Annotated in this window: 31 protein-coding genes; 13 read left to right on the top strand and 18 right to left on the bottom strand. The window is 63.8% G+C overall.

Annotated features, from left to right (window positions below; all coding sequences use genetic code 11):
- Positions 1 to 50 precede the first annotated feature (50 nt).
- On the top strand, positions 51 to 1,019 hold the full coding sequence (locus tag IVB29_RS19155; protein ID WP_247504920.1) for an NAD(P)-dependent oxidoreductase: 969 nt from the start codon (positions 51 to 53) through the stop codon (positions 1,017 to 1,019).
- A gap of 4 nt (positions 1,020 to 1,023) precedes the next feature.
- Here IVB29_RS19155 and IVB29_RS19150 read toward each other — a convergent pair whose 3' ends face one another.
- Both IVB29_RS19150 and IVB29_RS19145 read right to left on the bottom strand, forming a co-directional pair.
- A complete protein-coding gene (locus IVB29_RS19150; RefSeq protein ID WP_247504919.1) occupies positions 1,024 to 1,986 on the bottom strand; it encodes a D-2-hydroxyacid dehydrogenase family protein in 963 nt (320 codons plus the stop codon).
- Positions 1,987 to 2,090: 104 nt separating this feature from the next.
- Positions 2,091 to 2,294 carry a hypothetical protein gene (locus tag IVB29_RS19145; protein ID WP_247504918.1) on the bottom strand — a complete coding sequence of 68 codons (204 nt, stop codon included), beginning with the start codon at positions 2,292 to 2,294 and terminating at the stop codon, positions 2,091 to 2,093.
- A gap of 233 nt (positions 2,295 to 2,527) precedes the next feature.
- Here IVB29_RS19145 and ettA point away from each other — a divergent pair, with 233 nt between their 5' ends.
- On the top strand, positions 2,528 to 4,177 hold the full coding sequence (gene ettA, locus IVB29_RS19140) for an energy-dependent translational throttle protein EttA (protein WP_247504917.1): 1,650 nt from the start codon (positions 2,528 to 2,530) through the stop codon (positions 4,175 to 4,177).
- 7 nt (positions 4,178 to 4,184) lie between these two features.
- Positions 4,185 to 5,411, top strand: coding sequence for a lytic murein transglycosylase (locus tag IVB29_RS19135; protein WP_247504916.1), 1,227 nt, complete (start codon positions 4,185 to 4,187; stop codon positions 5,409 to 5,411).
- 90 nt (positions 5,412 to 5,501) lie between these two features.
- Here IVB29_RS19135 and IVB29_RS19130 read toward each other — a convergent pair whose 3' ends face one another.
- Positions 5,502 to 5,786, bottom strand: a complete 285-nt coding sequence (locus IVB29_RS19130; RefSeq protein WP_247504915.1) for a hypothetical protein — start codon at positions 5,784 to 5,786, stop codon at positions 5,502 to 5,504.
- 252 nt (positions 5,787 to 6,038) lie between these two features.
- Positions 6,039 to 6,374 (bottom strand): hypothetical protein, encoded by a 336-nt coding sequence (locus IVB29_RS19125; protein ID WP_247504914.1) that lies wholly within the window; start codon positions 6,372 to 6,374, stop codon positions 6,039 to 6,041.
- A 132-nt stretch (positions 6,375 to 6,506) separates the two neighbouring features.
- Between IVB29_RS19125 and IVB29_RS19120 the strand changes: the two genes are divergently transcribed.
- From IVB29_RS19120 to bfr, 3 genes are all read left to right on the top strand, one after another.
- A complete protein-coding gene (locus tag IVB29_RS19120) occupies positions 6,507 to 6,806 on the top strand; it encodes a hypothetical protein (RefSeq protein WP_247504913.1) in 300 nt (99 codons plus the stop codon).
- 167 nt (positions 6,807 to 6,973) lie between these two features.
- The gene (locus tag IVB29_RS19115; protein WP_247504912.1) at positions 6,974 to 7,246 is read left to right on the top strand and encodes a (2Fe-2S)-binding protein; all 273 of its coding nucleotides are present in this window, start codon (positions 6,974 to 6,976) and stop codon (positions 7,244 to 7,246) included.
- A 130-nt stretch (positions 7,247 to 7,376) separates the two neighbouring features.
- Positions 7,377 to 7,865: a bacterioferritin gene (gene bfr, locus IVB29_RS19110; protein ID WP_092021671.1), complete on the top strand. Its 489-nt coding sequence runs from the start codon at positions 7,377 to 7,379 to the stop codon at positions 7,863 to 7,865.
- 60 nt (positions 7,866 to 7,925) lie between these two features.
- On the opposite strand, the gene IVB29_RS19105 is transcribed toward bfr, so the two are convergent.
- From IVB29_RS19105 to IVB29_RS19090, 4 genes are all read right to left on the bottom strand, one after another.
- Positions 7,926 to 8,528, bottom strand: a complete 603-nt coding sequence (locus IVB29_RS19105) for an MSMEG_1061 family FMN-dependent PPOX-type flavoprotein (protein ID WP_247504911.1) — start codon at positions 8,526 to 8,528, stop codon at positions 7,926 to 7,928.
- A 50-nt stretch (positions 8,529 to 8,578) separates the two neighbouring features.
- Positions 8,579 to 9,010, bottom strand: coding sequence for a DoxX family protein (locus IVB29_RS19100; protein WP_247504910.1), 432 nt, complete (start codon positions 9,008 to 9,010; stop codon positions 8,579 to 8,581).
- A 32-nt stretch (positions 9,011 to 9,042) separates the two neighbouring features.
- Positions 9,043 to 9,396 (bottom strand): hypothetical protein, encoded by a 354-nt coding sequence (locus IVB29_RS19095; protein WP_247504909.1) that lies wholly within the window; start codon positions 9,394 to 9,396, stop codon positions 9,043 to 9,045.
- Positions 9,397 to 9,528: 132 nt separating this feature from the next.
- The gene (locus tag IVB29_RS19090; protein ID WP_247504908.1) at positions 9,529 to 10,590 is read right to left on the bottom strand and encodes an alpha/beta fold hydrolase; all 1,062 of its coding nucleotides are present in this window, start codon (positions 10,588 to 10,590) and stop codon (positions 9,529 to 9,531) included.
- 121 nt (positions 10,591 to 10,711) lie between these two features.
- Between IVB29_RS19090 and IVB29_RS19085 the strand changes: the two genes are divergently transcribed.
- A complete protein-coding gene (locus IVB29_RS19085) occupies positions 10,712 to 10,978 on the top strand; it encodes a DUF2277 domain-containing protein (protein ID WP_247504907.1) in 267 nt (88 codons plus the stop codon).
- A 96-nt stretch (positions 10,979 to 11,074) separates the two neighbouring features.
- Positions 11,075 to 11,296 carry a hypothetical protein gene (locus IVB29_RS19080; RefSeq protein WP_247504906.1) on the top strand — a complete coding sequence of 74 codons (222 nt, stop codon included), beginning with the start codon at positions 11,075 to 11,077 and terminating at the stop codon, positions 11,294 to 11,296.
- A gap of 143 nt (positions 11,297 to 11,439) precedes the next feature.
- Here the strand turns inward: IVB29_RS19080 and IVB29_RS19075 are convergent, their stop codons facing one another.
- On the bottom strand, positions 11,440 to 11,934 hold the full coding sequence (locus IVB29_RS19075; protein ID WP_247504905.1) for a collagen-like protein: 495 nt from the start codon (positions 11,932 to 11,934) through the stop codon (positions 11,440 to 11,442).
- Positions 11,935 to 12,092: 158 nt separating this feature from the next.
- Between IVB29_RS19075 and IVB29_RS38415 the strand changes: the two genes are divergently transcribed.
- The gene (locus IVB29_RS38415) at positions 12,093 to 12,227 is read left to right on the top strand and encodes a hypothetical protein (RefSeq protein ID WP_256466895.1); all 135 of its coding nucleotides are present in this window, start codon (positions 12,093 to 12,095) and stop codon (positions 12,225 to 12,227) included.
- A gap of 100 nt (positions 12,228 to 12,327) precedes the next feature.
- Here IVB29_RS38415 and IVB29_RS19070 read toward each other — a convergent pair whose 3' ends face one another.
- The gene (locus tag IVB29_RS19070; protein WP_092021689.1) at positions 12,328 to 12,573 is read right to left on the bottom strand and encodes a helix-turn-helix domain-containing protein; all 246 of its coding nucleotides are present in this window, start codon (positions 12,571 to 12,573) and stop codon (positions 12,328 to 12,330) included.
- Positions 12,574 to 12,774: 201 nt separating this feature from the next.
- Positions 12,775 to 13,542, bottom strand: coding sequence for an SDR family oxidoreductase (locus IVB29_RS19065; protein ID WP_247504904.1), 768 nt, complete (start codon positions 13,540 to 13,542; stop codon positions 12,775 to 12,777).
- 280 nt (positions 13,543 to 13,822) lie between these two features.
- Between IVB29_RS19065 and IVB29_RS19060 the strand changes: the two genes are divergently transcribed.
- Positions 13,823 to 15,388: an outer membrane beta-barrel protein gene (locus IVB29_RS19060; RefSeq protein ID WP_247504903.1), complete on the top strand. Its 1,566-nt coding sequence runs from the start codon at positions 13,823 to 13,825 to the stop codon at positions 15,386 to 15,388.
- 205 nt (positions 15,389 to 15,593) lie between these two features.
- Positions 15,594 to 16,079, top strand: a complete 486-nt coding sequence (locus IVB29_RS19055; protein ID WP_247504902.1) for a J domain-containing protein — start codon at positions 15,594 to 15,596, stop codon at positions 16,077 to 16,079.
- A 6-nt stretch (positions 16,080 to 16,085) separates the two neighbouring features.
- Here IVB29_RS19055 and IVB29_RS19050 read toward each other — a convergent pair whose 3' ends face one another.
- From IVB29_RS19050 to IVB29_RS19040, 3 genes are all read right to left on the bottom strand, one after another.
- Positions 16,086 to 16,721, bottom strand: coding sequence for a hypothetical protein (locus tag IVB29_RS19050; RefSeq protein ID WP_247504901.1), 636 nt, complete (start codon positions 16,719 to 16,721; stop codon positions 16,086 to 16,088).
- Positions 16,722 to 16,976: 255 nt separating this feature from the next.
- On the bottom strand, positions 16,977 to 17,237 hold the full coding sequence (locus IVB29_RS19045) for a hypothetical protein (RefSeq protein ID WP_247504900.1): 261 nt from the start codon (positions 17,235 to 17,237) through the stop codon (positions 16,977 to 16,979).
- A 111-nt stretch (positions 17,238 to 17,348) separates the two neighbouring features.
- On the bottom strand, positions 17,349 to 17,735 hold the full coding sequence (locus IVB29_RS19040) for a RidA family protein (protein WP_247504899.1): 387 nt from the start codon (positions 17,733 to 17,735) through the stop codon (positions 17,349 to 17,351).
- 489 nt (positions 17,736 to 18,224) lie between these two features.
- Between IVB29_RS19040 and IVB29_RS19035 the strand changes: the two genes are divergently transcribed.
- Positions 18,225 to 18,659 (top strand): hypothetical protein, encoded by a 435-nt coding sequence (locus IVB29_RS19035; protein WP_247504898.1) that lies wholly within the window; start codon positions 18,225 to 18,227, stop codon positions 18,657 to 18,659.
- 125 nt (positions 18,660 to 18,784) lie between these two features.
- On the opposite strand, the gene IVB29_RS19030 is transcribed toward IVB29_RS19035, so the two are convergent.
- Positions 18,785 to 19,477 (bottom strand): glutathione S-transferase family protein, encoded by a 693-nt coding sequence (locus tag IVB29_RS19030; RefSeq protein WP_247504897.1) that lies wholly within the window; start codon positions 19,475 to 19,477, stop codon positions 18,785 to 18,787.
- Positions 19,478 to 19,628: 151 nt separating this feature from the next.
- On the opposite strand from IVB29_RS19030, the gene IVB29_RS19025 reads away from it, so the two are divergent.
- Complete coding sequence (locus IVB29_RS19025) at positions 19,629 to 19,853, top strand: DUF6429 family protein (protein ID WP_247504896.1); 225 nt, start codon at positions 19,629 to 19,631, stop codon at positions 19,851 to 19,853.
- A gap of 171 nt (positions 19,854 to 20,024) precedes the next feature.
- Here the strand turns inward: IVB29_RS19025 and IVB29_RS19020 are convergent, their stop codons facing one another.
- The 3 genes from IVB29_RS19020 to IVB29_RS19010 all read right to left on the bottom strand — a co-directional run bounded on the left by IVB29_RS19020 (position 20,025) and on the right by IVB29_RS19010 (position 22,130).
- Positions 20,025 to 20,672 carry a glutathione S-transferase family protein gene (locus IVB29_RS19020; RefSeq protein ID WP_247504895.1) on the bottom strand — a complete coding sequence of 216 codons (648 nt, stop codon included), beginning with the start codon at positions 20,670 to 20,672 and terminating at the stop codon, positions 20,025 to 20,027.
- Positions 20,673 to 20,914: 242 nt separating this feature from the next.
- On the bottom strand, positions 20,915 to 21,442 hold the full coding sequence (locus tag IVB29_RS19015; protein ID WP_247504894.1) for a mismatch-specific DNA-glycosylase: 528 nt from the start codon (positions 21,440 to 21,442) through the stop codon (positions 20,915 to 20,917).
- Positions 21,443 to 21,530: 88 nt separating this feature from the next.
- Positions 21,531 to 22,130 carry a hypothetical protein gene (locus IVB29_RS19010; RefSeq protein WP_247504893.1) on the bottom strand — a complete coding sequence of 200 codons (600 nt, stop codon included), beginning with the start codon at positions 22,128 to 22,130 and terminating at the stop codon, positions 21,531 to 21,533.
- Positions 22,131 to 22,377 lie beyond the last annotated feature (247 nt).

Below are 22,377 nucleotides of genomic sequence, written 5' to 3'. Positions count from 1 at the left end.
CACGCGTCGACTACCTCACGGAAGAATTGCAACGACGTGAGGAGCACAGGATGCGAATCTTTGTTGCAGGCGCGACCGGTGCGATCGGTCGTCATCTGGTTCCCATGCTCATCGCCAGGGGACACACGGTCGTCGGCTCCACGCGAGCCGCGGAGAAGGCCGGGATGCTCATGGCATTGGGGGCCGAACCCGTTGTCGCCGATGGCCTCGATGCCGAAGATCTTCGCGCGGCGGTGATTTCGGCCAAACCCGAGGTCGTGATCCATCAGATGACGGACCTTGCGGCGGCCACAGATCTCCGTCATTTCGATCGCGCCTTTGCGAAGACCAATCAGCTGCGAACGCTGGGAACCGACATCCTGCTGAGCGCAGCACGCGAAGCCGGAGCCGGACGTTTCATCGCGCAAAGCTTCTGCGGCTGGACCTTCAGCCGCACCGGCGGGGCGGTCAAGGCGGAAGCGGATGAACTCGATCCGGATCCGCCGGAAGAGCTGCGCCGTACCCTCGAGGCTCTCCAATATCTCGAGCGGACCGTATCGGCATCATCGGACCCCGCGGGCATCGTGCTGCGCTACGGATTCTTCTATGGCCCCGGGACCGGGACGCTCTCGCCGGCGATGATCGACCAGTTGCGCCACCGGCGCGTGCCGCTGATCGGCGATGGCGGCGGTACCTGGTCGTTCACTCACACCGAAGATGCCGCCTCTGCCACGGTCGCAGCAGTCGAGCGTGGCCGCCCGGGCAACATCTACAATGTCGTCGACGATCACCCGGCACAGGTCAGGGAATGGCTGCCGGCGTTGGCCGAGCTGGTGGGCGCCAGGCCGCCGCTTCACGTGCCGGCATGGCTCGGCCGGTTGCTGGCCGGTGAGCATATGGTCTCGATGATGACGCAGGTGCGAGGTGCTTCCAACGCCAAGGCCAAACGCGAACTCGATTGGCGCCCTGCTCATACTTCCTGGCTCGACGGTTTCGCCGACGTGGCAAGGCAGTCCGCCAGCCAGCGCTCGGCGGCCTGAGGCATCAGGCGAGCTTCCGCGGCAGCTCATTGCCCCTGGTGAAGGCGTCGATCGCCTCGACCATCTGGCCGTAATGGATGCGCAGACCGTCCTCGGTGGCGTAGCCGAGATGCGGCGTCAGCACGAGATTGTCGAGCTTGCGGAAGGGATGATCGACCGGCAGCGGCTCGACCGAGAACACGTCGATGCCGGCGCCCGCGATCCTCTTCTGCTGCAACGCCTCGAGCAGCGCCTGCTCGTCCACGATCGGTCCGCGCGCGGTGTTGACAAGGAAGGCGGTCGGCTTCATCCGCGCGAGATCGGCAGCTCCGACGAGTCCGCGCGACCGATCGCTCAGCACCACGTGGATGGAGATGATATCGGCCTTGGCGAACAGCTCCTCCTTGGTGGCGTAGCCGACGCCGGCCGCCGCGCACTTCTCGGGCGTCAGATTCGGGCTCCAGGCGATCACGTTCATGCCGAACGCCTTCGCAATGCCCGCCATCTTGCTGCCGAGCTTGCCGAGGCCGACGACGCCGAGCGTCAGGCCCTCGATCTCGACGCCGGCAAAGGTCTGCCAGGGCTCGCCGGCATGCATGCGCACGTTCTCGCGGCCGATGCCGCGGGTCAGTTCCAGGATCAGGCCCATCGTCAGAGGGGCGGTCGGATCGCGCGAGTACTGCGTGCCGCCGACGGTGACGCCTTTCGCCTTCGCAGCCTCCATGTCGATCGAGGCGTTGCGCATGCCGGAGGTCAGCAGCAGCTTCAACTTCGGCAAGCTGTCGAACAGGCTCTTGGGGAACGCGGTGCGCTCGCGCATCGCGCAGATGATGTCGAAATCGGCGAGCGCGCTGGCCGCGGCCTGCTCGGAGGCGAAAGGATGGCTGAACACCGTGGCGTCGACGCGGTCGGACAGTTTCGGCCAGTCGGCGACGTCGAGGGCGATGTTGAAATAGTCGTCGAGAATTGCACAGCGCAGCCGCGTCATCAGCGTTCATCCATGGCGAGAGGTGGAACCAGGCCATGGTTGCGCGCAATCGCGACCGTGCGCAAGGCGCTCGCGTCTTCAAAAATTCGATAGGTGATAAGGGCTCAGAGGTCGCGGGGCTTCAGCCGGAACGGCGCGTTCATGCCGTGCTTGGCGCGCCAGGCGGGGCCGGGGCCGCGCATGTAGTGCAGCTCGGGCCGGTAGGGGTTGAAGGCGGTGGCGAAGAAGCGCTTCCAGAAGCCCTTGACCTCGGACACGCTCCCGGCGTCGGCCGGAACGGCGATGGAGTGGGTCTCGATCAGAGCCATGGGTCGGCCTCGCTGTGCTCCCCGTTCATTCTGAGCGGGTGGCGCTGTTTCCGCGCGAGACCGAGCTTTGGCCTGATTTATTAAAAGAAAGTTTCAATTGTCCGGATCGGGGCCCGGATGGTGTCCGTCCAGTATTCATCCGTGGTGAACGGAGGGAAAACATTGCCCTTTGGGGGCGGGATCGCTACATCGGCGGCAAGCAAATTTCCTCAAATCGAAGGTATTCGGGACCCATGGCGCGCCAGTTCGTCTATTTCATGCAGGGCCTGACCAAGAGCTACCCGACCCGCAAGGTGCTCGATAACGTCCATCTGTCGTTCTATCCGGACGCCAAGATCGGCGTGCTCGGTGTCAACGGCTCGGGCAAGTCGACGCTGCTCAAGATCATGGCCGGCCTCGACAAGGAGTATAACGGCGAGGCTTGGGTCGCCCAGGGCGCCCGCGTCGGCTATCTCGAGCAGGAACCACATCTCGATGCGACGCTCTCCGTGCGCGAGAACGTCATGCTGGGCGTCGCCAAGCAGAAGGCCATCCTCGATCGCTACAACGAATTGGCGATGAACTACTCCGAGGAAACCGCCGACGAGATGACCAAGCTGCAGGACGAGATCGAGGCCCAGGGCCTCTGGGATCTCGACAGCAAGGTTGACCAGGCCATGGACGCGCTGCGCTGTCCGCCTGACGATGCCGACGTGACGAAACTCTCGGGTGGTGAGCGCCGCCGCGTCGCGCTCTGCAAGCTGCTGCTCGACCAGCCCGAACTTCTGCTGCTCGACGAACCGACCAACCATCTCGATGCCGAGTCGGTGTCATGGCTGGAAGGTCATCTGCGTAGCTATCCCGGTGCGATCCTGATCGTCACCCATGATCGCTACTTCCTCGACAACGTCACGAGCTGGATCCTCGAGCTCGACCGCGGCAAGGGCATTCCCTACGAGGGCAATTACTCGTCCTGGCTGGTGCAGAAGCAGAAGCGGCTGGAGCAGGAAGGTCGCGAGGACGCCGCCCACCAGAAGACGATTGCCCGCGAGCAGGAATGGGTCGCGTCCTCGCCGAAGGCGCGTCAGGCCAAGTCCAAGGCGCGCTACCAGCGCTACGAGGATCTGCTCAAGCTGGCGAGCGACAAGCAGAGCCAGACCGCGCAGATCGTCATTCCGGTCGCCGAGCGTCTCGGCGACAACGTGGTCGATTTCGAGGCCCTCAGCAAAGGCTATGGCGATCGCCTTCTGATCGACGATCTCACCTTCAAGCTGCCGCCCGGCGGCATCGTCGGCGTCATCGGTGCCAACGGCGCCGGCAAGACCACGCTGTTCAAGATGATCACCAAGCAGGAAACACCGGACAAGGGCACGATCACGGTCGGCGAGACCGTGCATCTCGGCTATGTCGACCAGTCCCGCGATGCGCTCGACGGCAACAAGAACGTGTGGGAGGAGATCTCCGGCGGCAACGAGTTGATCCTGCTCGGCAAGAGGGAAGTGAACTCGCGCGGCTATTGCTCGTCGTTCAACTTCAAGGGCGCCGACCAGCAGAAGAAGGTCGGCGCGCTCTCCGGCGGTGAACGCAACCGCGTGCATCTCGCCAAGATGCTCAAGTCCGGCGCCAACGTGCTGCTGCTCGACGAACCGACCAACGATCTCGACGTCGACACGTTGCGCGCGCTCGAAGAAGCGCTGGAAGACTTTGCCGGCTGCGCCGTCATCATCAGCCATGATCGCTGGTTCCTCGACCGCATCGCGACCCACATCCTCGCCTTCGAAGGCGAGAGCCATGTCGAATGGTTCGAAGGCAACTTCCAGGATTACGAGAAGGACAAGATGCGCCGTCTCGGTCAGGACAGCATCATTCCGCACCGCGTGAAGTACAAGAAGCTGACGCGGTGATGTCGGCATGATGCGGCGGGTGCTCATTGCTGCGGTGATCGTTTTCACCTGTGGCCTTTCGCCCGCCCGCGCCGCCGACGCCGCTTTCACGCAGTTCATCGCCTCGCTGTGGCCGGAAGCACAGGCCGCAGGCGTGTCGCGGGCGACGTTCGAGCAGCAGACGCGCGGGCTCGAGCCGGACTACAAGCTGCCCGATTTGATCCTGCCGGGACGGCCCGCGACCGGCGCGCCGTCGCAGGCCGAGTTCGTGCAGGTGCCGGCGGACTACGTCAGGGAAGCCTCGATCGCGCGGCTTGCGAGCGAGGGGCAGCGGCTGCTGCAGAAATATCGAGCGCAGCTTACCCAGATCGAGAAAAGCTCTGGTGTGCCCGCGACCGTGATGCTCGCGATCTGGGGACGTGAGACCGATTACGGCCGCTACACGCTCCCCTACGATCTCGTCCGCGTACTGGCGACACAGGCCTATGTCGGACGCCGCAAGGACACCTATCGCAACGAGTTCATCCTCTCGCTGAAGATTCTTGGCGAGGGCGTGGTGACGCGCAAGGACATGCGTTCGTCCTGGGCGGGCGCCACCGGGCTCACGCAATTCCTGCCGTCGGAATATTACAAGCACGGCGTCGACTTCGACGGCGATGGCCGCATCGACATCTGGCATTCGGTGCCGGATGCGCTGGCCTCGGCCGCGCAGCAGCTCGTCAACAAGGGCTGGCAGAGCGGTGTGCGCTGGGCCTACGAGGTGCAGGCGCCGGCGAAGGTCGATTGCACCACCGGCGTCCCCGAAGTGACGAAGCCAATCGGCCAGTGGCTGCGCGAAGGTTTTGTGCCGGTGCGCGGGCAGAAGTTAAGCGCCGCCGAGCAGGCGCAGCCGGCGTCGTTGCTACAGCCGGAGGGTATTTACGGTCCGGCGTTTCTGACCACGAAGAATTACTTCGTCATGAAGGAATACAATTTCTCGGATCTCTACGTGCTGTTCGTCGGCCATCTCAGCGATCGCATGACGAGCCCGCTTCCGTTCGCGACGCCGTGGGCCGCGTCGAAGCAGTTGCGCACCAAGGACGTCGAGACCATGCAGCGCGGGCTCACCCGCGTCGGGCTCTACAAGGACAAGATCGACGGCAAGGCCGGGATGCAGACGCGCGCGGCGCTCGGCGCCTATCAGAAGTCGGCAGGACTGAAGGTCGATTGCTGGCCGAGCGAAGAGGTGCTGCGCTCGATCCAGGCGGCGCGTTAGGCCGACCAAGAAAAAAGCCCGGCCGAGGTGCTCGGCCGGGCTTCGATCGCGGCGCTCATGAGCGCCTCACGATCAGATCTCGCAATCAGATCAGTAGCAGACGCGAACCGGGCGAACGGCCCAGCCGTAGCCGTCCCAATAGCGCTGGCGCTGCCAGTAGCAGGGCGGGGGCGGCGGGCCGGGTTCGGCCACATAAACCGGTCCGCCATAGGCCGGACGGCTCGACGCGATGGCGCCGCCGATGATTGCGCCGCCGAGCAGGCCGGCCGCGATGCCGACGCCGACGCCGTCATGGGCCTGAGCGGACGGAGTGGCGGTCACCAGCGAACCGGCGATCGCCGCAACCGTGAGGGCGGCAACTAAAGTCTTCTTCATGCTCTTGGCTCTCCTGGGAGATGAACGCATCTTGTTAGAGGCGTCCAGGTTTCAAAGGTTCACGCACACGCTGATCGAATTGGCCTTGCAGCTAGGAAGCGCGCAAATGGTCAATCCATCGTAAACGCGCACGGAGCTGTGACGAGAAAAAGCGGTCTTTTTCGGGCCCCAAAATGAATAGCGCATCCGTAGTGAACCGGCCCAAGCAACTGCTCCGGGCGAAGCGATTCACACGAACGGGCTCACGGCGTCTCAGCCGCAAACCCGGACGCGGCGGACGCGCCAGGCATAGCCGTCCCAGAAGCGCTGCTTCTGCCAGACGCAGCCATCGCCATAATAGTCGTCGGCGACGTAGCCCGGACCCGGCGCGTAGTAACGAGGCGGGTAGTAGCCGGGGCCATAACCCGGACCATAGCCATAGGCCGGACCGGGGCCGTAATACGGGGAGGCCAGCGCGCCACCGACAATGGCACCACCGATGATCCCCGCGGCCACGCCAGCAGCGACACCGCGCTGTGCATGGGCCGGCGTTCCGGCGGTCAGGACCAGGGTGGCGGCGGCAGCGATTGCCATAAGCGTCTTCTTCATGGGTCGACCTTTCACACACGGATACGGAACTGTTCCGGCCAAAGTTCCATACTTCGTTTGAATGATCAATGAACGGCAAACTGCCCGGTGCGACCAATAATTAGGAAATGCGACTTTTGGCCCCGGGAGACGATGATGAACGTCCTGACCAATGCCCTGATCGCCGTCGGGGCTGTCGGTGTGATCGGCTATGCCCTGATGACCCATATCCAGAACCGCGGCCAGCGCCGCTCGCGCGCTAGCGCGGGCGGCGATGCCGGTGGGGGCGACAGCTATTCGGATACGACGAATGACGGCTTCTCGCTGGGCAGCTGGTTTTGCAGCGACAGTTCCGGGAGTTCGACCGACAGCGCCGGCTGCTCCACGAGCGATAGCGGCGGAGGTGGAGATTGCGGAGGCGGCGGCGATGGTGGCGGGGGCGGCGGCGATTAGGTCCCGATCTGGCTCCATCTTGATCCAGCGCAATCGCCTATTTTAGAGCCGTTCTAGGCTGGTTCCGGGCCAGTTTGGAATAGCTTCAAATACCGGTTTTTCCCTTTGCATCCGGACGGTCCCTTAAATATCGATGATGGCGCATCACCGAAGGGCCTGCCGCTTCCATGATCGTTTGTTCCTGTAACGTGCTGAGCGATGACGACGTCCGCGCCGCTGTCGCCGAGTCCGAAGACGCCGTGCGCCATGCCAAGCAGGTCTATGGATGCCTCGGCTGCAGCGCCGAATGTGGCCGTTGCGCCCGGACGATTAAGACCATCATCGACGAAGCGCTTGGCCCCTGCGCCAAGTCCTGCTGCTCGGGCTGCCCGCATAGCCACACCGTGGCCGCCAATGACGAGACGGCCGAGCCCGTCCAGTTCGCCCTCGCGGCTTGCTGAAAACTTCCCCATTCTGGCTGAGCTTTTCCCCGGCTGCGCTCCCGTAGCCGGTTGCCCTCGTGTTTAAACTGACTTAGAAGCATTCTAAAGTCGGTTAGGGCCGATTTGGACGCAAGATTTGGAGTGCATCATGCAGGGCGACGCAAAAGTCATCGACTATCTCAACAAGGCGCTGCGCCACGAGCTGACTGCAATCAACCAGTACTGGCTGCACTACCGCTTCCTCGACAATTGGGGCCTGCGGGACATGGCCAAGGTCTGGCGCAAGGAATCCATCGAGGAGATGGAGCATGCCGACAAGCTCACCGAGCGGATTCTGTTCTTTGACGGCTTCCCGAACATGCAGGTGCTCGATCCCTTGCGCATTGGCCAGAACGTCAAGGAGATCATCGAATGCGATCTCGCCGCCGAGATGAGCGCGCGGGCGCTCTACCAGGAAGCGGCCGGCTATTGCAACAGCGCCAAGGACTACGTCACGCGTGACCTGTTCGAGAAGCTGATGAGCGACGAGGAGCATCACATCGACTTCCTCGAAACCCAGCTCGATTTGATCGGCCGCATCGGCCTCGAACTCTACACCCAGAAGCACGTCGGCGGGCTCGAGGGCGAGGGGCACTAGGCTCCGCTCTCGCCACGCATTCCATCGTCATCCCGGCGAAGGCCGGGGCGACGTTGTGATTTACAGCTGCGTCTTGTAGCGCTCTTCCACGATTTCCTGGCTCTCCGGTTCGCCGAGGCCGGTCTGGTCGTGGATGACCTGGCCGATGCTCGGCATCACCGAGCGCTGCACCTTCTCCGGCGACCACAGCTTTGAGCGCATCAGCGCCTTGCCGCAGTGGAAATAGACTTCGCTGACCGCGACGCTCAGCACCGCGCGCGGCGGCTTGCCGTACTCCACCATCGAGGCGAGCAGATTCGGGTCGATCGACAGCGTGCCGCGGCCGCCGACGCGCAGCGTCTCGTCGATCCCCGGCACGAAGAACAACATGTGCACGAAGCCCGAGCCCTCGACGACGTTGCGAAAACTGTCGATGCGGTTGTTGCCGGCACGGTCGGGCATCAGCAATTGGTTGGGACCGGCGACATGGACGAAGCCGATGCCACCCCCGCGCGGGGAGGCATCGACGCTGCCGTCAGTGCCCGACGTCGCGAGCACGCAGAACGGCGACATCTCGATGAATTTTTTCGCATGCGCGTCGATCGCGGGGCGTGCCTTGGCGATCACGCGCGGGCTCGGCTTCGCATAGATGGTGGCGAGGTCTTCGGTGCAAAGGTCAGTCACGAAGGTCTCCCTGTCTGAAGACTTGAGGATATCATCCTCTGGCCCGATCGCTATCGGCTTTTGTCACGCCGCCACGGCCAGTCGATGACGCCGGCGCAATAAAGCGCCGACCAGATCAGAACCGGCTGGAGCGCCAGCCGTGGCCCGTGATAGAGCCAGCTGTTGGGAATGGGTGGGACGTCGATGCCCTCGATGGCGTGCTTGATGTTCGCCGGCCACACGCAGAGCCCATAGAGCGCGAGCGCGACGCCTGCCCACCAGCGTAGCGGCTTCGTCACCAGCGCGATTGCGCCGGCGATCTCGCACAGGCCGGTCAAGAGGATGACCTGGGCAGCGAACGGCACCCAGGACGGCGTCATCGCGAGCAGTTTGTCCGGAACCCAGAGATGCGCGACGCCGGCTGTGAGATAAAATGCCGCCAGAACGAAGCGCATCACGGTGCGCGTGAGATCGCTTGCAGGAGCCATCAGGCGAACTAGCATGCGTGGCTCCAGGGCGCCATCGCAGAACGGGCCTACACTGCGTCCGCCGGAACGAAGCAGCTGATGATGATGGTGCCGCGATGATGGACGTACCACACCACGGCCTGGCCGACCGGATTGCCGCGATCTCGGATGAGGGCGCGCTCCGGCACCTCCATCCACTGTCCCTCGATCGGCACCCAGTAGGTGCCACCGCGCACGTCGTAGTCGGTGCGGTGACCGTCGGAGATGTCGCAGCAGGGCACGCCGTTCGGCGCCATCACGCTCTTGAACCAGGCGCGGATGTCGGGCGGGACGTTGTCGTATTGCCCGTTGTCGAACGCGAACGCGGCGCTCGTCAGCGCCGTCGTCGCAGCGAGCCAAACGCACAGCGCGAGCCTGTGCATGCGGTCCTCCTCATCGCGAGTCGATTCTAGTTGCGATGATTAAGCCCGAGCTGTCAGCGCATTGCATGCTCAAATAATATGCGACGCGAGGTGCGCCGCATATGATGCGTTGCGATATGGGCGGACGCGATCTTACATCGTCCGCTGCGGCGCAGTTTGCAGCAATTGTCGGACCTGCTCGACGTAGAATTTCGCATTGCCGGTCGTGCCGTGGCCGCGCGTCTCGGTGCTTGCCGGGATGAGATACAGTTTGCCGTTCTTGATCCTTTTCATCGCAGCATCCGTGACGCCGGTCTCCGGCGGGTTGCGCTCGTCGTCGGCGGAATTTATCAGCAGCAGCGAGGCTTCGATTCCCTCCAGCTTCCCGGCGGCATTGTAGTCGTGCGAGGCTTCCCACTGGTAGATGAAGTCGTTGGCATCCGCCGTGATCGGTATCGTGAGCCGCTCGTCGACGATCTTGTCGGCCTTGGCCGCCGTCGGCGCCTGCGATTGATAGGCCAGCGTTCCGCCGATGCTGGCGATGCCGTAGGCGGTGATGGCGTATTTCATCATGCGCGGTTGGCTGGCGTAATTGCCGCCATTGTAGTCGGGGTCGTTGCGTATGGTGTCGAGCATGATCCGCCGCAGCATCCAGTTGCGCGACGCCATCTCGGTCGGCTGCGAGGCCATCGGGATCAGCGCGTCCATCGCCTGCGGATATTTCTCGCCCCACAGCCAGGTGTGCATGCCGCCCATCGAATTGCCGAAGACGAGCCGCAGATGCTTGACGCCGAGCCCCTCCGTCACGAGGCGGTACTGCGCCTCGACCATGTCGTCGTAATCGTATTTCGGAAAGGCGGTCTTCATGCCGTCGGACGGCTTTGACGATTTGCCGTGGCCGATACCATCGGGAATGATGATGTAATATTTGGATGCGTCGAGCGGCTGTCCCGCACCGAACAGCTCGCCGGCAAAGGCAGGTGTCAACATGCTCGCCGCTGATCCGCCCGAGCCGTGCAGCACCAGCACGGGCTGGCCGCCCGGTTCGCCGACGGTGGTGTAGTGCAGCCGCAGCTCCGGCAGGGTCTCGCCGGTGTGGAACTTGAAGTCTTTGGCGATCCAGTCGCCTTGCTTGAGCGCCGGATAATCGGCCGCCATGGCCAGCGTCGAAACGGACAGCAGAACGGCCGCTAGTGCCGCGCAAGAAGCCTTCATGTTTCTCTCCCCATGCGGCTCATCATTGGCGGCCGCGTTGCGGCGGACCTTAGCAGAAGCGTGCGGAAGGATGTAGGATTTCGCCGCCGCCGATCGTCTTCAAGAAAACCGGAGAGACTGCATGTGCCGCAACATCAAGACGCTGTTCAATTTCGAGCCACCGGCCACAGAGGACGAGATCCATGCCAGCGCGATCCAGTTCGTGCGCAAGCTATCCGGCTTCAACAAGCCGTCGCAGGCCAACGAGGCGGCGTTCGACCTCGCTGTGGCCGAGGTCTCGGAATCTGCGCGAAAACTCCTGACCTCACTGCACACCCATGCGCCGGCGCGCGACCGTGAGGTCGAGGCGGAGAAGGCGAAGGAACGCTCACGGTTGCGCTTTGGCTAGCGGCTCCGGCGGACACTTCCGTGATCTGGCTCACGGTAGGGGCCGCCGCAACTTGCAATGATGTCTGCCGGGGTTTTGACAGCCCGGAGCACGACCATGAGCCGCCCCCTTCTTCCGCTGAAAGCAGGTGCCATCGTCTTCACGCTGTTGTGGACCGCGTGGATGATGTGGTGGAGCGGCTCGTTTTCGAGCGCGAACGTCGTCATCCTGGCACTGTGCGGCGCTGCGGTCGGTTATCTCTGGTATCGCGCCATGCGCTGGCAATTCGAGCGCATGGGCATGCTGCCGCGCAAGGATGATTCCTCCGGGACCTCTTGAATATCTTGCGTGTCCCGGACGCGGTGCGGCGCGAAGTGCCGATCCGCAGAGCCGGGACCCAGGAATTGCGCGCATTGCTCCTGAGAGGGGCTCCGGCTCAGCAGCGCACCACTGCGTGCTGCGCTGCGTCCGAGGTACGAGCGCTAGTCCTTGTGGCCGTGCTTCTTCTTTTTCTTCTTTTTCTTGTGCTCGTCGTCTTCGCCGTCGTCGTCGTCCTCGAGGTCTGTCTCGCCGGCCTCCTGCACGGCGGCCTCCAGCGCCGCGCGCTCGGCGGCTTCCTGTGCTTCTTGCTCGGCGGCTTCGCGTTCGCGCTGGCGGCGGCGTTCGTCCCAGGCGTCGAAGAGCTGATCCAGCCACGGCAGCACCTGCTCGATCGAGGGCAGCTGGCCGGGCGGTCCGGCCTCGCCGCGCGGGCCCTGCGGTCCGGCTGCGCCCCGCGCACCGGCTTCACCGGGCTTGCCCGGCAGCCCGGCCTTGCCCTGCGCGCCGGCCTTTCCGGCCGCGCCGGGCTTGCCTTGCGGCCCCGGCTTGCCGCGCGTGCCGTCCGGTCCGCGCTTGCCCGGATGCCCCTGCGGACCCGGCCGTCCTGGCTCGCCCTGCCGCCCACGCGGCCCCTGCCGTCCCTGATCGTCTGCCACGCCACTACTCCCTCTGCGGAAGCAAGCTACTTAGCGGCGTTTGACGACAGCAGCAATTCCACACGCGCATCGCGACAGGCTTGATCAACATCAATCGGCGGCAGGGGACGCCGTGTCATTGAGTTGCGCACGGCCACAACCTTCCCGAGGAGCGCGTGATGCGAGCTGCGTGTACCATCTTCTGCCTGTCGGCAGTCATCCTCGCAGTTGCAGTCGGGCTTGCCCATCTGCTCGTGCCTGATGTCGTGCCGGTCGCCTTTGCCGAGGAGCCGCAATCGTCATGGCCGTCATGACAGCCTTCGTGCTGCGCGCCATCGAACTGATCGCGGCTGCCGTCGCGATCATTGCTCTTGCGGTTCTCGCCGGCGGACTGATCGGTCGCGCCGTCACGCGCTAATCGTGATAGGCGGGTACCTCGATGCCCGATGCGGCATAGATCCTGATCTTGTTGCGCAGCGTGCGCACCGACAGGCCGAGCACGCGCGATGCGCGGGTGCGGTTGCCGTCGCAGCGCGCCAGCGTCTGGAGCACGAGCTCGCGCTCGACTTCGTCGACGGTTGCGCCGATCAGCAGCGGAACGATCTGGTTGGGAGCAAGGAATTGCGCGTCCTGCGGCGCCGCGACATGAACAGTGGTCATCAACACACCCCGATCAACGCCCGCTTCCTTCGCTGGAAGCGGATCGAGAACAACGACCCCCAGGCCGTAGATCTACGGTGGGCGGGTTTGGTTAATGAAAGGTTAATCGCGGGCGATCGCACGAGATGACCTTGGGAATGCCGCGCCGCCGCCGTGATTGGCACGAGATGCATAGCGAAGCGGACGTATTGCGCGCCTTGCTCACACCGTCCGGTACCCACCGTCCACCATCACGATCGTTCCGGTGACGTAAGCCGACATATCCGACGCCAGAAAGATCGCGGGCCCCACGATATCCTCCGGCTTGCCGGTGCGCGCCAGCGGCGTGTGATCGACGAAGGCCTGCACCAGCGCCGGATTGGTCGCGCGCACATTGGCGTTGATGTTGGTTTCAATGAAGCCCGGCCCGATCGCGTTGACGCGCACGCCTTCCTTGCCGAGCTCGACCGCGAGCGCCTTGGTGAAGCCGAGCACGCCGTGCTTCGAGGTCGTATACGCCGCCGAGCTTGGCGTGCGCAGATGCACGAAGGACTGGATCGAGCCGATATTGACGATGCGGCCTTTGCTCGCGCGCAGCGGGCTGAGGAACGCCTGCGTCATGTTGAAGACGCCGTTGAGGTTGAGCGAGATGATGTCGTTCCAGTCTTTCGCCACCGTCTCCGTCTCGGCGGTGAAGGCGTTGCGGCGGGTGATGCCGGCATTGTTCACGAGGATCGAGACCTGTCCGACCTTGTCGGCGACTTGCTTGGCGAGCGCAAAACAATCGTCGCGTTTGGTGACGTCGAGCGCAAAGCTCACGGCCTTGCCGCCGGCCGTGCGGATGCCCTCGGCGGCTTCCGCGACGGTGTCGGCGTTGACGTCGAGCAGTACCAGTTGCGCGCCCTCGCGCGCGTAGCCGGCCGCGATCGCCCGGCCGATGCCGGAACCGGCACCCGTGACGACGGCGATGTGATTTTGGAGAAGAGGCATTGGGGTTTCCTCGGCTGCTTGTTTTTGATGTTGATGGCGAGACTAGTTGAAAACGGAAGCGACGGATACGTCGCGCGGCGCTCGCGCCTTGTGCAATTCGGCGCCGCGGCGGCTCGCGGTGGATGTGGCAGAGTTACCACGGCACGGCAGGAAAGCCGTCGGTTCGCTTTTGTCCAACTCGCGGTCGCTTGCGCCCAAGAAGCCCGGAGCCGTTGGCCTCACACCGTGTCTCGCATACAGGGGGCGGCGGCGATTCCGCGCGGACGGGGATATTGGGCGCATGAAGAAGGTGATCTGCGGAAGTACGGCGCTGATAGCGTTCGCGGTGGCGGGGCCTGCCCTGGCGGCGGATATCGGGGCCGCGCCGGCCTACAAGGTCCCAGCGGCGGTCGCGTCGGCTTGGAGCGGGTTCTACGCCGGTCTTGGGCTTGGCTTCCGTGCCGCGCGCACCGACGCCGTGACGACATCGGAGACGATTGCCGGCATCCCGCAAAATCTGGCGGATGGACGGCCGACCGGCGCGTCCTTCGACGGGCTCGGCTTCCGCACCAGTTCCTATGTCGGATTCAACTGGCAATTCGCGCCGCAATGGATCGCGGGCCTCGAAGGCGATGTCGGCTTCGCCGACCAGTCCACCAGGCGCCAGTCGCAGGCGTTTTCGCCCGGCTTCAGCTTCTTTGCCCGGCCGCCGGACAGTCTGGCGGTGAAGACCGATTGGGACGCCAGCCTGCGTGCGCGTCTCGGCTTCCTGCTCACACCCGCCACGCTGGCCTATGCGACCGGCGGCGTCGCCTGGCAACGGAGCGAGTTCAGTTCGATCTGTGCCATCGACGGCTGTCTTGACTTTGGCCTCTCGCCCTCCGTGATCTCCGCCTCACGCATACAGGCCGGCTGGACCGTCGGCGGCGGCATCGAGACCGCGCTCGGCGGCAACTGGATCGCACGTGCCGAATATCGCTACGCCGATTTCGGCGCGGTACCTTTCACCATTGCGCGAACTGCTGCTTCCGGTTCGCCCCTCAATTCGACCTCGGACAATTTCGATCTGAAAATACGGACTCACAATGCCTCGTTCGGCGTGGCCTACAAATTGGGCGACCCGATCGTGGCGGGAGCGCAGGCATCGTTGATCACCAAGGCAGCGCCGATCGCGATGTCGTGGACCGGCCCCTATGTCGGTCTTGGTCTCGGTGCCCGCGCGCTGCAGGCGAATGCGGCGGCGAGATCGGAACTATTTGGCGGTGCACCGATCCCGATTTCCGAGCATGCCGTGCCATTCAACGGCACTGCGTTCCGCGCCAGCCCCTATGCCGGCATCAACTGGCAATTCGCACCCAAATGGGTCGCCGGTATCGAGGGCGACGCCGGCTTTGCCGACCAGAGCGCCACGCTCGCCGGATATCCGGTCTCGGCCGCCTTCGGCACCTTCCACGAGGCCGCCGATTCGCTCGTGGTGAAGGCGACATGGGACGCGAGCCTGCGCGCGCGGCTCGGCTTCTTGGTGACGCCGGCGACGCTGCTGTTCGCGAGTGGGGGCGCCGCGTGGCAGCATGACGAGGTGATCTCGACCTGCGGAAGCGCGCCCTGCCGGCGCACGTTCAGTGTCTCGCCGTCCGTGATCGCGAACTCCACGACGAAGCTCGGCTGGACCATCGGCGGCGGCCTAGAGACGGCGCTCGGCCATCACTGGCTGGCGCGCGCCGAATACCGCTTCGCCGATTTCGGCACCTCGAGCTATACGATCAGCCGGACGTCGGCCTTCGCGCCAGCCAACACCATCGACACTTTCGACGTCACGCTGCGCACCCACACTGCGACTTTCGGTCTCGCGTATCAGTTCAACTGACCAGAGCCGGGTCTGTCCTGGCCGGCCGCGATCGCCCGGCCGATGCGGAACCGGCGCCCGCGACGGCGGCCGCGCGGTTTGCGCGCAATGCCGGGACAATTTCCTCGCGATTTCGTTTCCAAGTTTCATGAAAGGCTAACCCGAAATTAAGGGGTCAGAAACGGCGGCCTTGGCATACTGATCTTCATTGCTAAACGTTGCGCGCATGATGGAACGGCTTGAATCCTGGAAACTGGCGCTTGAGCGCCTGCGGTCGGCGGAGCCGGCCGATTGGACCGACGCGGGCCGGCTCGTGGCCGAGATCGCGCGGATGAGCACCGACACCACGCTGCGCCAGGCGGCCGAGCAGGCGCTTCCGGTGCTGCGCCAGGCCGCGGACAATGACGATCACGGCGTCACGCTGGCGGCCCGGCGCCGGATCGGCGTGGTCCTCGAGGTCGTTCACGATCTGACCGCGCCGCGCTTCGGCCGCCGCAACGCCGCGCCGAAGAAGCTCTCCAGCGAGGATCGCGCCCGCAAGATGCTCGGCCTGCCGCTCGCGGTGCAGCTCACCTGCGAGGACATCAATCAAGCCTATCGCCGCGCCGCCAAGGGCATGCATCCCGACCAGGGCGGCAGCGCGGAGGCCTTCATCAACCTCGCCGCCGCGCGCGATATCTTGATTCATCCCGGCGCGCACAAGGACGCGTGAGAGCGCTCAGCTCTTGTCGACGCAGCTCGGATAGGGCGCGGTTTCGCCCGCTACGATCGGGCAGAGATCGATCGGGCTCAGTTCGAGCAGTCGCTTCTGCCAGCTCTCGTCGTTGACCGGCGGCTCATCGCTCTCGGGGCCGCGCTCGGCCCATTGGATGGTGTAGTAGTCGGTCGCACCCTTCAGCGTGATCAGCAGTGCGGTCTCGCTGTGGCGCGTCGCGCCGCTGTCGACGCGGCCGCAGCCGATCACCGCGCCAAAACCCTCGAAGCGGCCGAACTTCAGGGCGCCGAAGGGCCGCGCCGCAAAGCTGTCGGGGCAGGCCGATTTGAAGCCGCCGGCGATGGTGCCCGCGAACATCTCGGGCGAGGCGCCCGGCGTCAGCGTCATGCCCTTCTCGCCCGTGACCGTGATCATCTGGGTCCAGCGCTCGGGCGTCTCGCCTTTGAGCACGGCCTCGCGGATGTAGTGGCCGCCCTTGGTGTTCTCGAACACCGCAGAAAAATTCGACGGCATCGCGAAGGAGACGAGCTGGCCGAAGATCGGCGAGATCACGCGGAAGGAATTTGGCGCTTGCGCTTGCGCGGTTGCGGCGAGCAGGAACGATGCGGCGAGAATTTTTGCGGTCGTCGTTGCACGCATCGATCTGCTCCAAGGTCGCGAGGCAAAAAAACGGGCGGGCAAGGACGCTAGCATCGCACCCTTGCCCGACCCTTGTCGTCCGCCGATCGAATTCTTACCAGCTGCGCCCCGGACAAGACGTGAGTGGTTCCGCATCCCGGTCAGGTTCAAAGCGCGCACGCGGGTTTGCGGCTGAAACCGAGGGGATGCCTGCAAAAGAAAAAGGGCGGATCGCTCGCGCGACCCGCCCTCGAAATCCGATCTGTCGCGTCAGGCTCAGAGCGTGCAGCGGCGCTCCGCGCGCAGCTTGATCTGGAGGTCGGAGGCGGCGGTGAAGGTCGGGAGCGGCTTGCTGACGACCTTGTAGGTCGAGGCGCCCCACTGGAACGGCTTGTAGCGAAGGTCCTCGTTCCAGACCTGGCAGATGCCGGTGTTGTCCCAGCGGATCACGTAATAGCCGGGTGCCGCCGAGGCCGGCGCGGCGAACACTGAGGTGGCAATGCCGGCAACGGCACAAAGGGCGAGAACGCGACGCATGAAATATCTCCTGATGGGGAACGTGAGGGAAACTGGTGCGGCAAAATGGTGCGGCTGGCAAGCCGCACCACGGTCGATCACGGATATGTCAGGAGAGGTCCCCCTTGCGGGCTATCCTTTGGCCAGCGACGCCACTGCCTCGATCTCGATCAGCATCTTCGGATCGGGCAGCGCCTGCACCACGCAAGTCGTACGTGCAGGATAAGGCGGCGGGCCGAAGGCGCCGGCATAGAGCGCATTCATGGCGGCAACGTCGGAGGCGCGGGTCAGGAGCACGTTGACCTTGGCAAGGTTGCGAACGGTTGCACCGGCCTCGTCCAGCACGCGTTTGATGTTCACGACGACATTGGCGAACTGCGCCTCGAAACCGTCGGGCAGCGCGCCATTGGCGTCGAAGCCGGGAATGCCGGAGACGAACAGGAGGTCACCGACACGCGTCGCAAAGGACAGCGGCGGCGACTTCACGTGCGGCGGGGGCGCGAAATGCTGGATCGGCATGGGATCACCTCGGAAGGGCTGAGACGCGTGAAGGGTAGCGACATGCGAGGGAGTTGCAATCGGGATCGGGGAAAGGGGGCAAAACAAGAAAATGCGAAAACAACCCCATGCACAGTAGAAACCCAGTGGAAATCATTGGTCTTTTTTAAAATCGGGAAAAGCGAAATAATCGGTTGCGCCGTCGGGCAAAACAGGGGCAGAATGGCATGATGCTCTTCGCCTCTCCCCGCGTGCGGGGAGAGGCCGGAATTTGCGGAGCAAATTCCGGGTGAGGGGGAGCCTCCGCCAATCCAACTGCGAGTGCTTATGCGGAGGCAGCCCCTCACCCCAACCCTCTCCCCGTAAGAACGGGGCGAGGGGGCGCGCCTTGCAAGCGGGGCAACGCTCGTTCCCACACCCGCTCCCATCATGTTGCCGCCGCGATCGATCGGATAGATTCACTCCGTCTGATTCGCTTCCTTCCTTGAAAAATAGCCCCGGAGATACTCCATGAAGATCGCCACCACCCTTCGCGCCGCGCTGGTCGGCCTTGCTGCGCTTGCCGGCCTTTCGACCTCGGCGATGGCCGACGGCGGCACCGTGGTGCTGACGATCTACAAGGCGGGCTGGATCATCGGCGGGTCCGGTGGCTCCGGCGTGCTCAGCTTCCGCGGCCGCTCCTATTCGCTCTCGACCGGCGGGCTCGATTACGGCCTCGTCTTCGGCGGTTCCAAGACCGTGCTGCGCGGCCGCGTCTCCAACATCAACCGTCCCTCCGATATCGCCGGCGTCTACGGCGCCGCGGGTGCCGGCATTGCCGTGGGCCGCGGCGCCCGCGCCATCGTGCTCACCAACCAGAAGGGCGCGGTACTGGAGCTCAGCGGCACGCAGGTTGGCCTGATGGCGAACGCGGATCTCAGCGGACTGGCTATCACGATGCGGTAGGACGGCGGTGCCGTAGGGTGGGCAAAGGCGCGCAAGCGCCGTGCCCACCATCGGTGCCGGTACGACACGAAACAAGTTGGTGGGCACGCTTCGCTTTGCCCACCCTACGAGATACGAAGCCCGGACTACGATCTCACCGCCGCATGGATTCGCTCGCAATGCGCGACCAGATTTTTGTGCGTATCGACGAACGCCTTCAGCGGGGTCGGGATCGGGAAGTAATAGATGTTGGCGATGAAGCCGTAGATGCCGGCATCAATGCTAGCAGGCGCTGCGCCGTGCACGAAGCCCGCGGCGGGGACGATCTCGGCCAGCGCCTGCAAATCGGCGAGACCTCGGTCATAGGCCTGCTCGGGCGTGTAGCGGCCGATGCCCTGGTAATGATAGCGCTGCGAATTGTAGGCCTTGGCCTTCTCGAATCCGGCCGCATCGATCTGCGGATGCTGCGCGATGAAGCCATCGCGGAACGCCGGATAATAGCGCTCGTCCTTCCAGCGCGAATACGACATCACCCAATAGAGATCATCCAGCATCCGGGTGACCAAATGATTGGTCCGGCGCTGTTCGGCTGACAGCGCCGCATCGATGCTCAGCCGATATTTCGTGCTTGCATGCGCGATGATGGTCTCGCTGTCGCCGACGGTCTCGCCGTCGTCGACGACATAAGGCAGCTGCCCGCGCGGCGCGGCGGAGGCATCGAAGACATGCTCGTGCACGAACGGCACGCCCGCGAGTTTCAGGAAGGCGAAAACCTTGAGGCCGTAGCCGTTGTTGTCGGCGACGCCGAACAATTCCGGGTAGGAGTAGAGGGTCAGCATGCGACGCTCCTGACGCTCCTCTTGACCGGGGCAGCATGCAGGGGCGCCGTGCAGGGCGCAACAGTATTCGGTGAATGCATCTGACGTCGAGGTATTGCGGACTGCCTGTTGCGCAATAGAATAACCTCAATCCACTTTCCGGGAGGTCAAGATGGCCATCAACGAGGACAAGATCGACGACGCTGCGCTCGCCCTGCTCTATCTGACCCTGCACGATGGCTATCGGGCATGGAAGGGCATGGACTGGGACGTCCTCGGCCGCTTGTACGACAAGGGGATGATTCATGATCCCGTTGGCAAGGTGAAGTCGGTGGTGTTCACCCCCGAAGGACTGGACCGCGCGAAAGCGCTGTTCACGGAATTGTTCGAGGAGTGATGCCCTGCTTCGTAGGGTGGGTTAGCCGCCCACAAACTCCCTCTCTCCACGCATGACGGCGCAAGGCGTAACCCACCTCTTCTTTGTCCGCGGAGACAGACGTGGTGGCTGACGCCCTGCAGATTCGCTTCGCGTATCTGCAGGGCTAAGACGCAGTACGACTAACCCACCCTACGAACCCGATGCAGCCGTAAACACCGCCAACTGCGCATCGAACGCGCGCCGGAACGCCGGCCGCGCTTCGCCGCGGGCGACATAGGCGGCGATATCAGGATATTCGTCCAGCAATCCCGTTGCGTTCAGCCGGCGCAGCACGGTCACCATCATGAGATCGCCGGCACTGAACGCGCCGTCGAGCCAGTCGACACCGCCGAGGCGACGCGACAATTCGCCGAGCCTGACACGAACGCGATCCTTCAGGACAGGCAAGCGCTCCTCGTACCAGCTCTTGTCGCGCTCAAACAGCATCGCCATCCCGAGCTCGACGATCGGCGGCTCCAGCGTGTTCAGCGCGGCGAACATCCACGCAATCGCGCGCGCTCGGGCGTTGGCATCCTTCGGCAGCAATCCATCATGGCGTTCGGCGATATGCAGCACGATCGCGCCGGTCTCGAACAGGGTGAGGTCGCCGTCCTCAAAGGTCGGGATTTGCCCGAACGGATGCAGCGCAAGATGTGCCGGCTCCTTCATCGCCTTGAACGAGATGAGGCGAACATCGTACGTCTGCCCGACCTCCTCGAACGCCCAGCGCACCCGCATGTCGCGCGCCTGTCCCCGGCCGCGGTCGGGCGAGCTTTCAAAGGCGGTGATGATGGGCATCGGGGGGCTCCGGGGTGATTGGGCGTTGTTTCAGAGGACGAACGGGCGGGAGGGATTCCGACAGGCTAGTGCGAAGTGCGAGTGGCGGCGTGCCCCGGACGCAGTGCAGCGCGCCGCCACTTGCGGCGTGATGCGCTGCAGAGCCGGGGCCCATGGCGAACGCATGCCGGACCTTCTGGGTCCCGGGTCTGCGCTGCGCTTGCCCGGGACACGAGAGCAGAGGCAATTCGTGAGTGCGCCGTTCAGCGCGCGCGAGCGATCCACGCCGCCAACTCCCGCCAGGGCTCCAGCGTCCAACGCCCCGACGCAGCCCCCGACGGCGACGGCAGCACGAACACCTCGGGCAAGCCTGCATCGCGCTTCTGCCGCCCCAGCGCAATCCGGTTCGATGGCCTGCCGTAAAACAAGCTCGCCGCCTTCTTGCTCGTGAACGCAACCGTCCTCGGCCGATATGTTTCGATCTTGGCCCTGAAGCCGGGCACGTCGATCGACTCAGCCGCGATCTGGTGATCCATCCCGGCGCCCGACTTGGAGAGATCGGTGAAGCCGATCCCGAGCTCGATCAGCGATGCGAACTCGCCCGGCTGATACCGCCGCGGCGTGATCCCAGCCTCATGGATCGCGCGCCAGAAGCGGTTGCCGGGATGGGCGTAGTAGTGCCCGAGCTCGGCCGAGCGCGTCGAGGCGGCGGTGCCGACGAAGACGAGGCGGAGGTCGGGAAGGAGTTGGTCGGGGAGGCGGTGGGGCTCGGGTGCGGGCAAATCATCCATCCGCAGAGTTGTAGCCCGCATGAGCGTCAGCGAGATGCGCGGCCGCTGTCAATCCCGGATTTCGCTTCGCGCATCCGGGCTACGCTCGCTACTTTCCAAAATAGAACTCCCACATTTGAATATAGCTTACGGTGGTAGTCCCCAAAATCGTGACAGCGATAATGATGGGCGGGACGATGCTCTTCGAGACCCTAAAAAAGAACAGCACCAGCAAACATATTGAGGCCAACACCAAGTTCAGTTCAATCCAAGGGACGACAGGGGCGCCGCGAAAATAAGCTGAGATCGCCCAAAGCGTGTCAATAACCATCAACGCCAGAACACACCAATAGAAGCTTTTCCATTGGCCCGGCGAAAGAGCCCGCGACATAACAAAGAAGATCGCGGACTCCAGCATGAAGACAACGCCGTCTATCATAAGAAAACTGGAATAGAAGGCAGGTACGCTTTTAACGTCCAGATACGCCCGGAAGATGTGGCGGCTCATCCCATGAAAGAACGGGAAAATTAGCAGCAAAAAACCAAGGAGAGTTGGCAAGCGCTCCCAATAAACAATCTGTTCATCGGGTTTGGTCGCCTTATCCGCGATGGCTTGCTTGAACGCCTCGCTCAGTGCGAGCGCGAGCACAACTGTAAAGGCGCGCTGAAAAAACGAAACTGCATCTTGGTAGTCGGCGCCTAAAGGCATTCTTGCTCTCTGGATGTCTCGATGAACGAATGGTCTTCGACCCGAGGGTAAGGTAGCCGATTAGACTACGAATCCATTGTGCCAGCTATTGCCCCGGTGCCAGCGTCCGATGGGCTTGGCTAATCACAAGAGGAGGCCTTCGCGATCGCGCTCGTTCAGGCCGGCTTCTGGACAAATCTTGACAGTGTTCACGTTTTGTTTTAGTCGTGAGGTGGTGGATTGATCTTGATGAGCGAGCCATTAGGCG

It is taken from the genome of Bradyrhizobium sp. 1 (assembly GCF_023073315.1).
Classification (GTDB): domain Bacteria; phylum Pseudomonadota; class Alphaproteobacteria; order Rhizobiales; family Xanthobacteraceae; genus Bradyrhizobium.
Note: the sequence above shows the minus strand (reverse complement) of the source record. Positions and strands in the feature narration are given on the sequence as shown.

Excerpts from the sequence above, each read along its gene's own strand:
- IVB29_RS19120 (WP_247504913.1), top strand. The coding sequence starts at position 6,507 with ATGATGAACGTCCTGACCAATGCCCTGATCGCCGTCGGGGCTGTCGGT.
- IVB29_RS19145 (WP_247504918.1), bottom strand. The coding sequence starts at position 2,294 with ATGGCTCTGATCGAGACCCACTCCATCGCCGTTCCGGCCGACGCCGGG.
- IVB29_RS19030 (WP_247504897.1), bottom strand. The coding sequence starts at position 19,477 with ATGCTGACCCTCTACTCCTACCCGGAATTGTTCGGCGTCGCCGACAAC.
- ettA (WP_247504917.1), top strand. The coding sequence starts at position 2,528 with ATGGCGCGCCAGTTCGTCTATTTCATGCAGGGCCTGACCAAGAGCTAC.
- IVB29_RS38415 (WP_256466895.1), top strand. The coding sequence starts at position 12,093 with ATGCGAGCTGCGTGTACCATCTTCTGCCTGTCGGCAGTCATCCTCGCA.
- IVB29_RS19055 (WP_247504902.1), top strand. The coding sequence starts at position 15,594 with ATGATGGAACGGCTTGAATCCTGGAAACTGGCGCTTGAGCGCCTGCGG.
- IVB29_RS19020 (WP_247504895.1), bottom strand. The coding sequence starts at position 20,672 with ATGCCCATCATCACCGCCTTTGAAAGCTCGCCCGACCGCGGCCGGGGA.
- IVB29_RS19135 (WP_247504916.1), top strand. The coding sequence starts at position 4,185 with ATGATGCGGCGGGTGCTCATTGCTGCGGTGATCGTTTTCACCTGTGGC.
- IVB29_RS19040 (WP_247504899.1), bottom strand. The coding sequence starts at position 17,735 with ATGCCGATCCAGCATTTCGCGCCCCCGCCGCACGTGAAGTCGCCGCCG.
- IVB29_RS19065 (WP_247504904.1), bottom strand. The coding sequence starts at position 13,542 with ATGCCTCTTCTCCAAAATCACATCGCCGTCGTCACGGGTGCCGGTTCC.
- IVB29_RS19100 (WP_247504910.1), bottom strand. The coding sequence starts at position 9,010 with ATGCTAGTTCGCCTGATGGCTCCTGCAAGCGATCTCACGCGCACCGTG.
- IVB29_RS19115 (WP_247504912.1), top strand. The coding sequence starts at position 6,974 with ATGATCGTTTGTTCCTGTAACGTGCTGAGCGATGACGACGTCCGCGCC.
- IVB29_RS19035 (WP_247504898.1), top strand. The coding sequence starts at position 18,225 with ATGAAGATCGCCACCACCCTTCGCGCCGCGCTGGTCGGCCTTGCTGCG.
- IVB29_RS19085 (WP_247504907.1), top strand. The coding sequence starts at position 10,712 with ATGTGCCGCAACATCAAGACGCTGTTCAATTTCGAGCCACCGGCCACA.
- IVB29_RS19130 (WP_247504915.1), bottom strand. The coding sequence starts at position 5,786 with ATGAAGAAGACTTTAGTTGCCGCCCTCACGGTTGCGGCGATCGCCGGT.
- IVB29_RS19015 (WP_247504894.1), bottom strand. The coding sequence starts at position 21,442 with ATGGATGATTTGCCCGCACCCGAGCCCCACCGCCTCCCCGACCAACTC.
- IVB29_RS19080 (WP_247504906.1), top strand. The coding sequence starts at position 11,075 with ATGAGCCGCCCCCTTCTTCCGCTGAAAGCAGGTGCCATCGTCTTCACG.
- IVB29_RS19155 (WP_247504920.1), top strand. The coding sequence starts at position 51 with ATGCGAATCTTTGTTGCAGGCGCGACCGGTGCGATCGGTCGTCATCTG.
- IVB29_RS19045 (WP_247504900.1), bottom strand. The coding sequence starts at position 17,237 with ATGCGTCGCGTTCTCGCCCTTTGTGCCGTTGCCGGCATTGCCACCTCA.
- bfr (WP_092021671.1), top strand. The coding sequence starts at position 7,377 with ATGCAGGGCGACGCAAAAGTCATCGACTATCTCAACAAGGCGCTGCGC.
- IVB29_RS19010 (WP_247504893.1), bottom strand. The coding sequence starts at position 22,130 with ATGCCTTTAGGCGCCGACTACCAAGATGCAGTTTCGTTTTTTCAGCGC.
- IVB29_RS19050 (WP_247504901.1), bottom strand. The coding sequence starts at position 16,721 with ATGCGTGCAACGACGACCGCAAAAATTCTCGCCGCATCGTTCCTGCTC.
- IVB29_RS19025 (WP_247504896.1), top strand. The coding sequence starts at position 19,629 with ATGGCCATCAACGAGGACAAGATCGACGACGCTGCGCTCGCCCTGCTC.
- IVB29_RS19150 (WP_247504919.1), bottom strand. The coding sequence starts at position 1,986 with ATGACGCGGCTGCGCTGTGCAATTCTCGACGACTATTTCAACATCGCC.
- IVB29_RS19070 (WP_092021689.1), bottom strand. The coding sequence starts at position 12,573 with ATGACCACTGTTCATGTCGCGGCGCCGCAGGACGCGCAATTCCTTGCT.
- IVB29_RS19090 (WP_247504908.1), bottom strand. The coding sequence starts at position 10,590 with ATGAAGGCTTCTTGCGCGGCACTAGCGGCCGTTCTGCTGTCCGTTTCG.
- IVB29_RS19095 (WP_247504909.1), bottom strand. The coding sequence starts at position 9,396 with ATGCACAGGCTCGCGCTGTGCGTTTGGCTCGCTGCGACGACGGCGCTG.
- IVB29_RS19125 (WP_247504914.1), bottom strand. The coding sequence starts at position 6,374 with ATGAAGAAGACGCTTATGGCAATCGCTGCCGCCGCCACCCTGGTCCTG.
- IVB29_RS19060 (WP_247504903.1), top strand. The coding sequence starts at position 13,823 with ATGAAGAAGGTGATCTGCGGAAGTACGGCGCTGATAGCGTTCGCGGTG.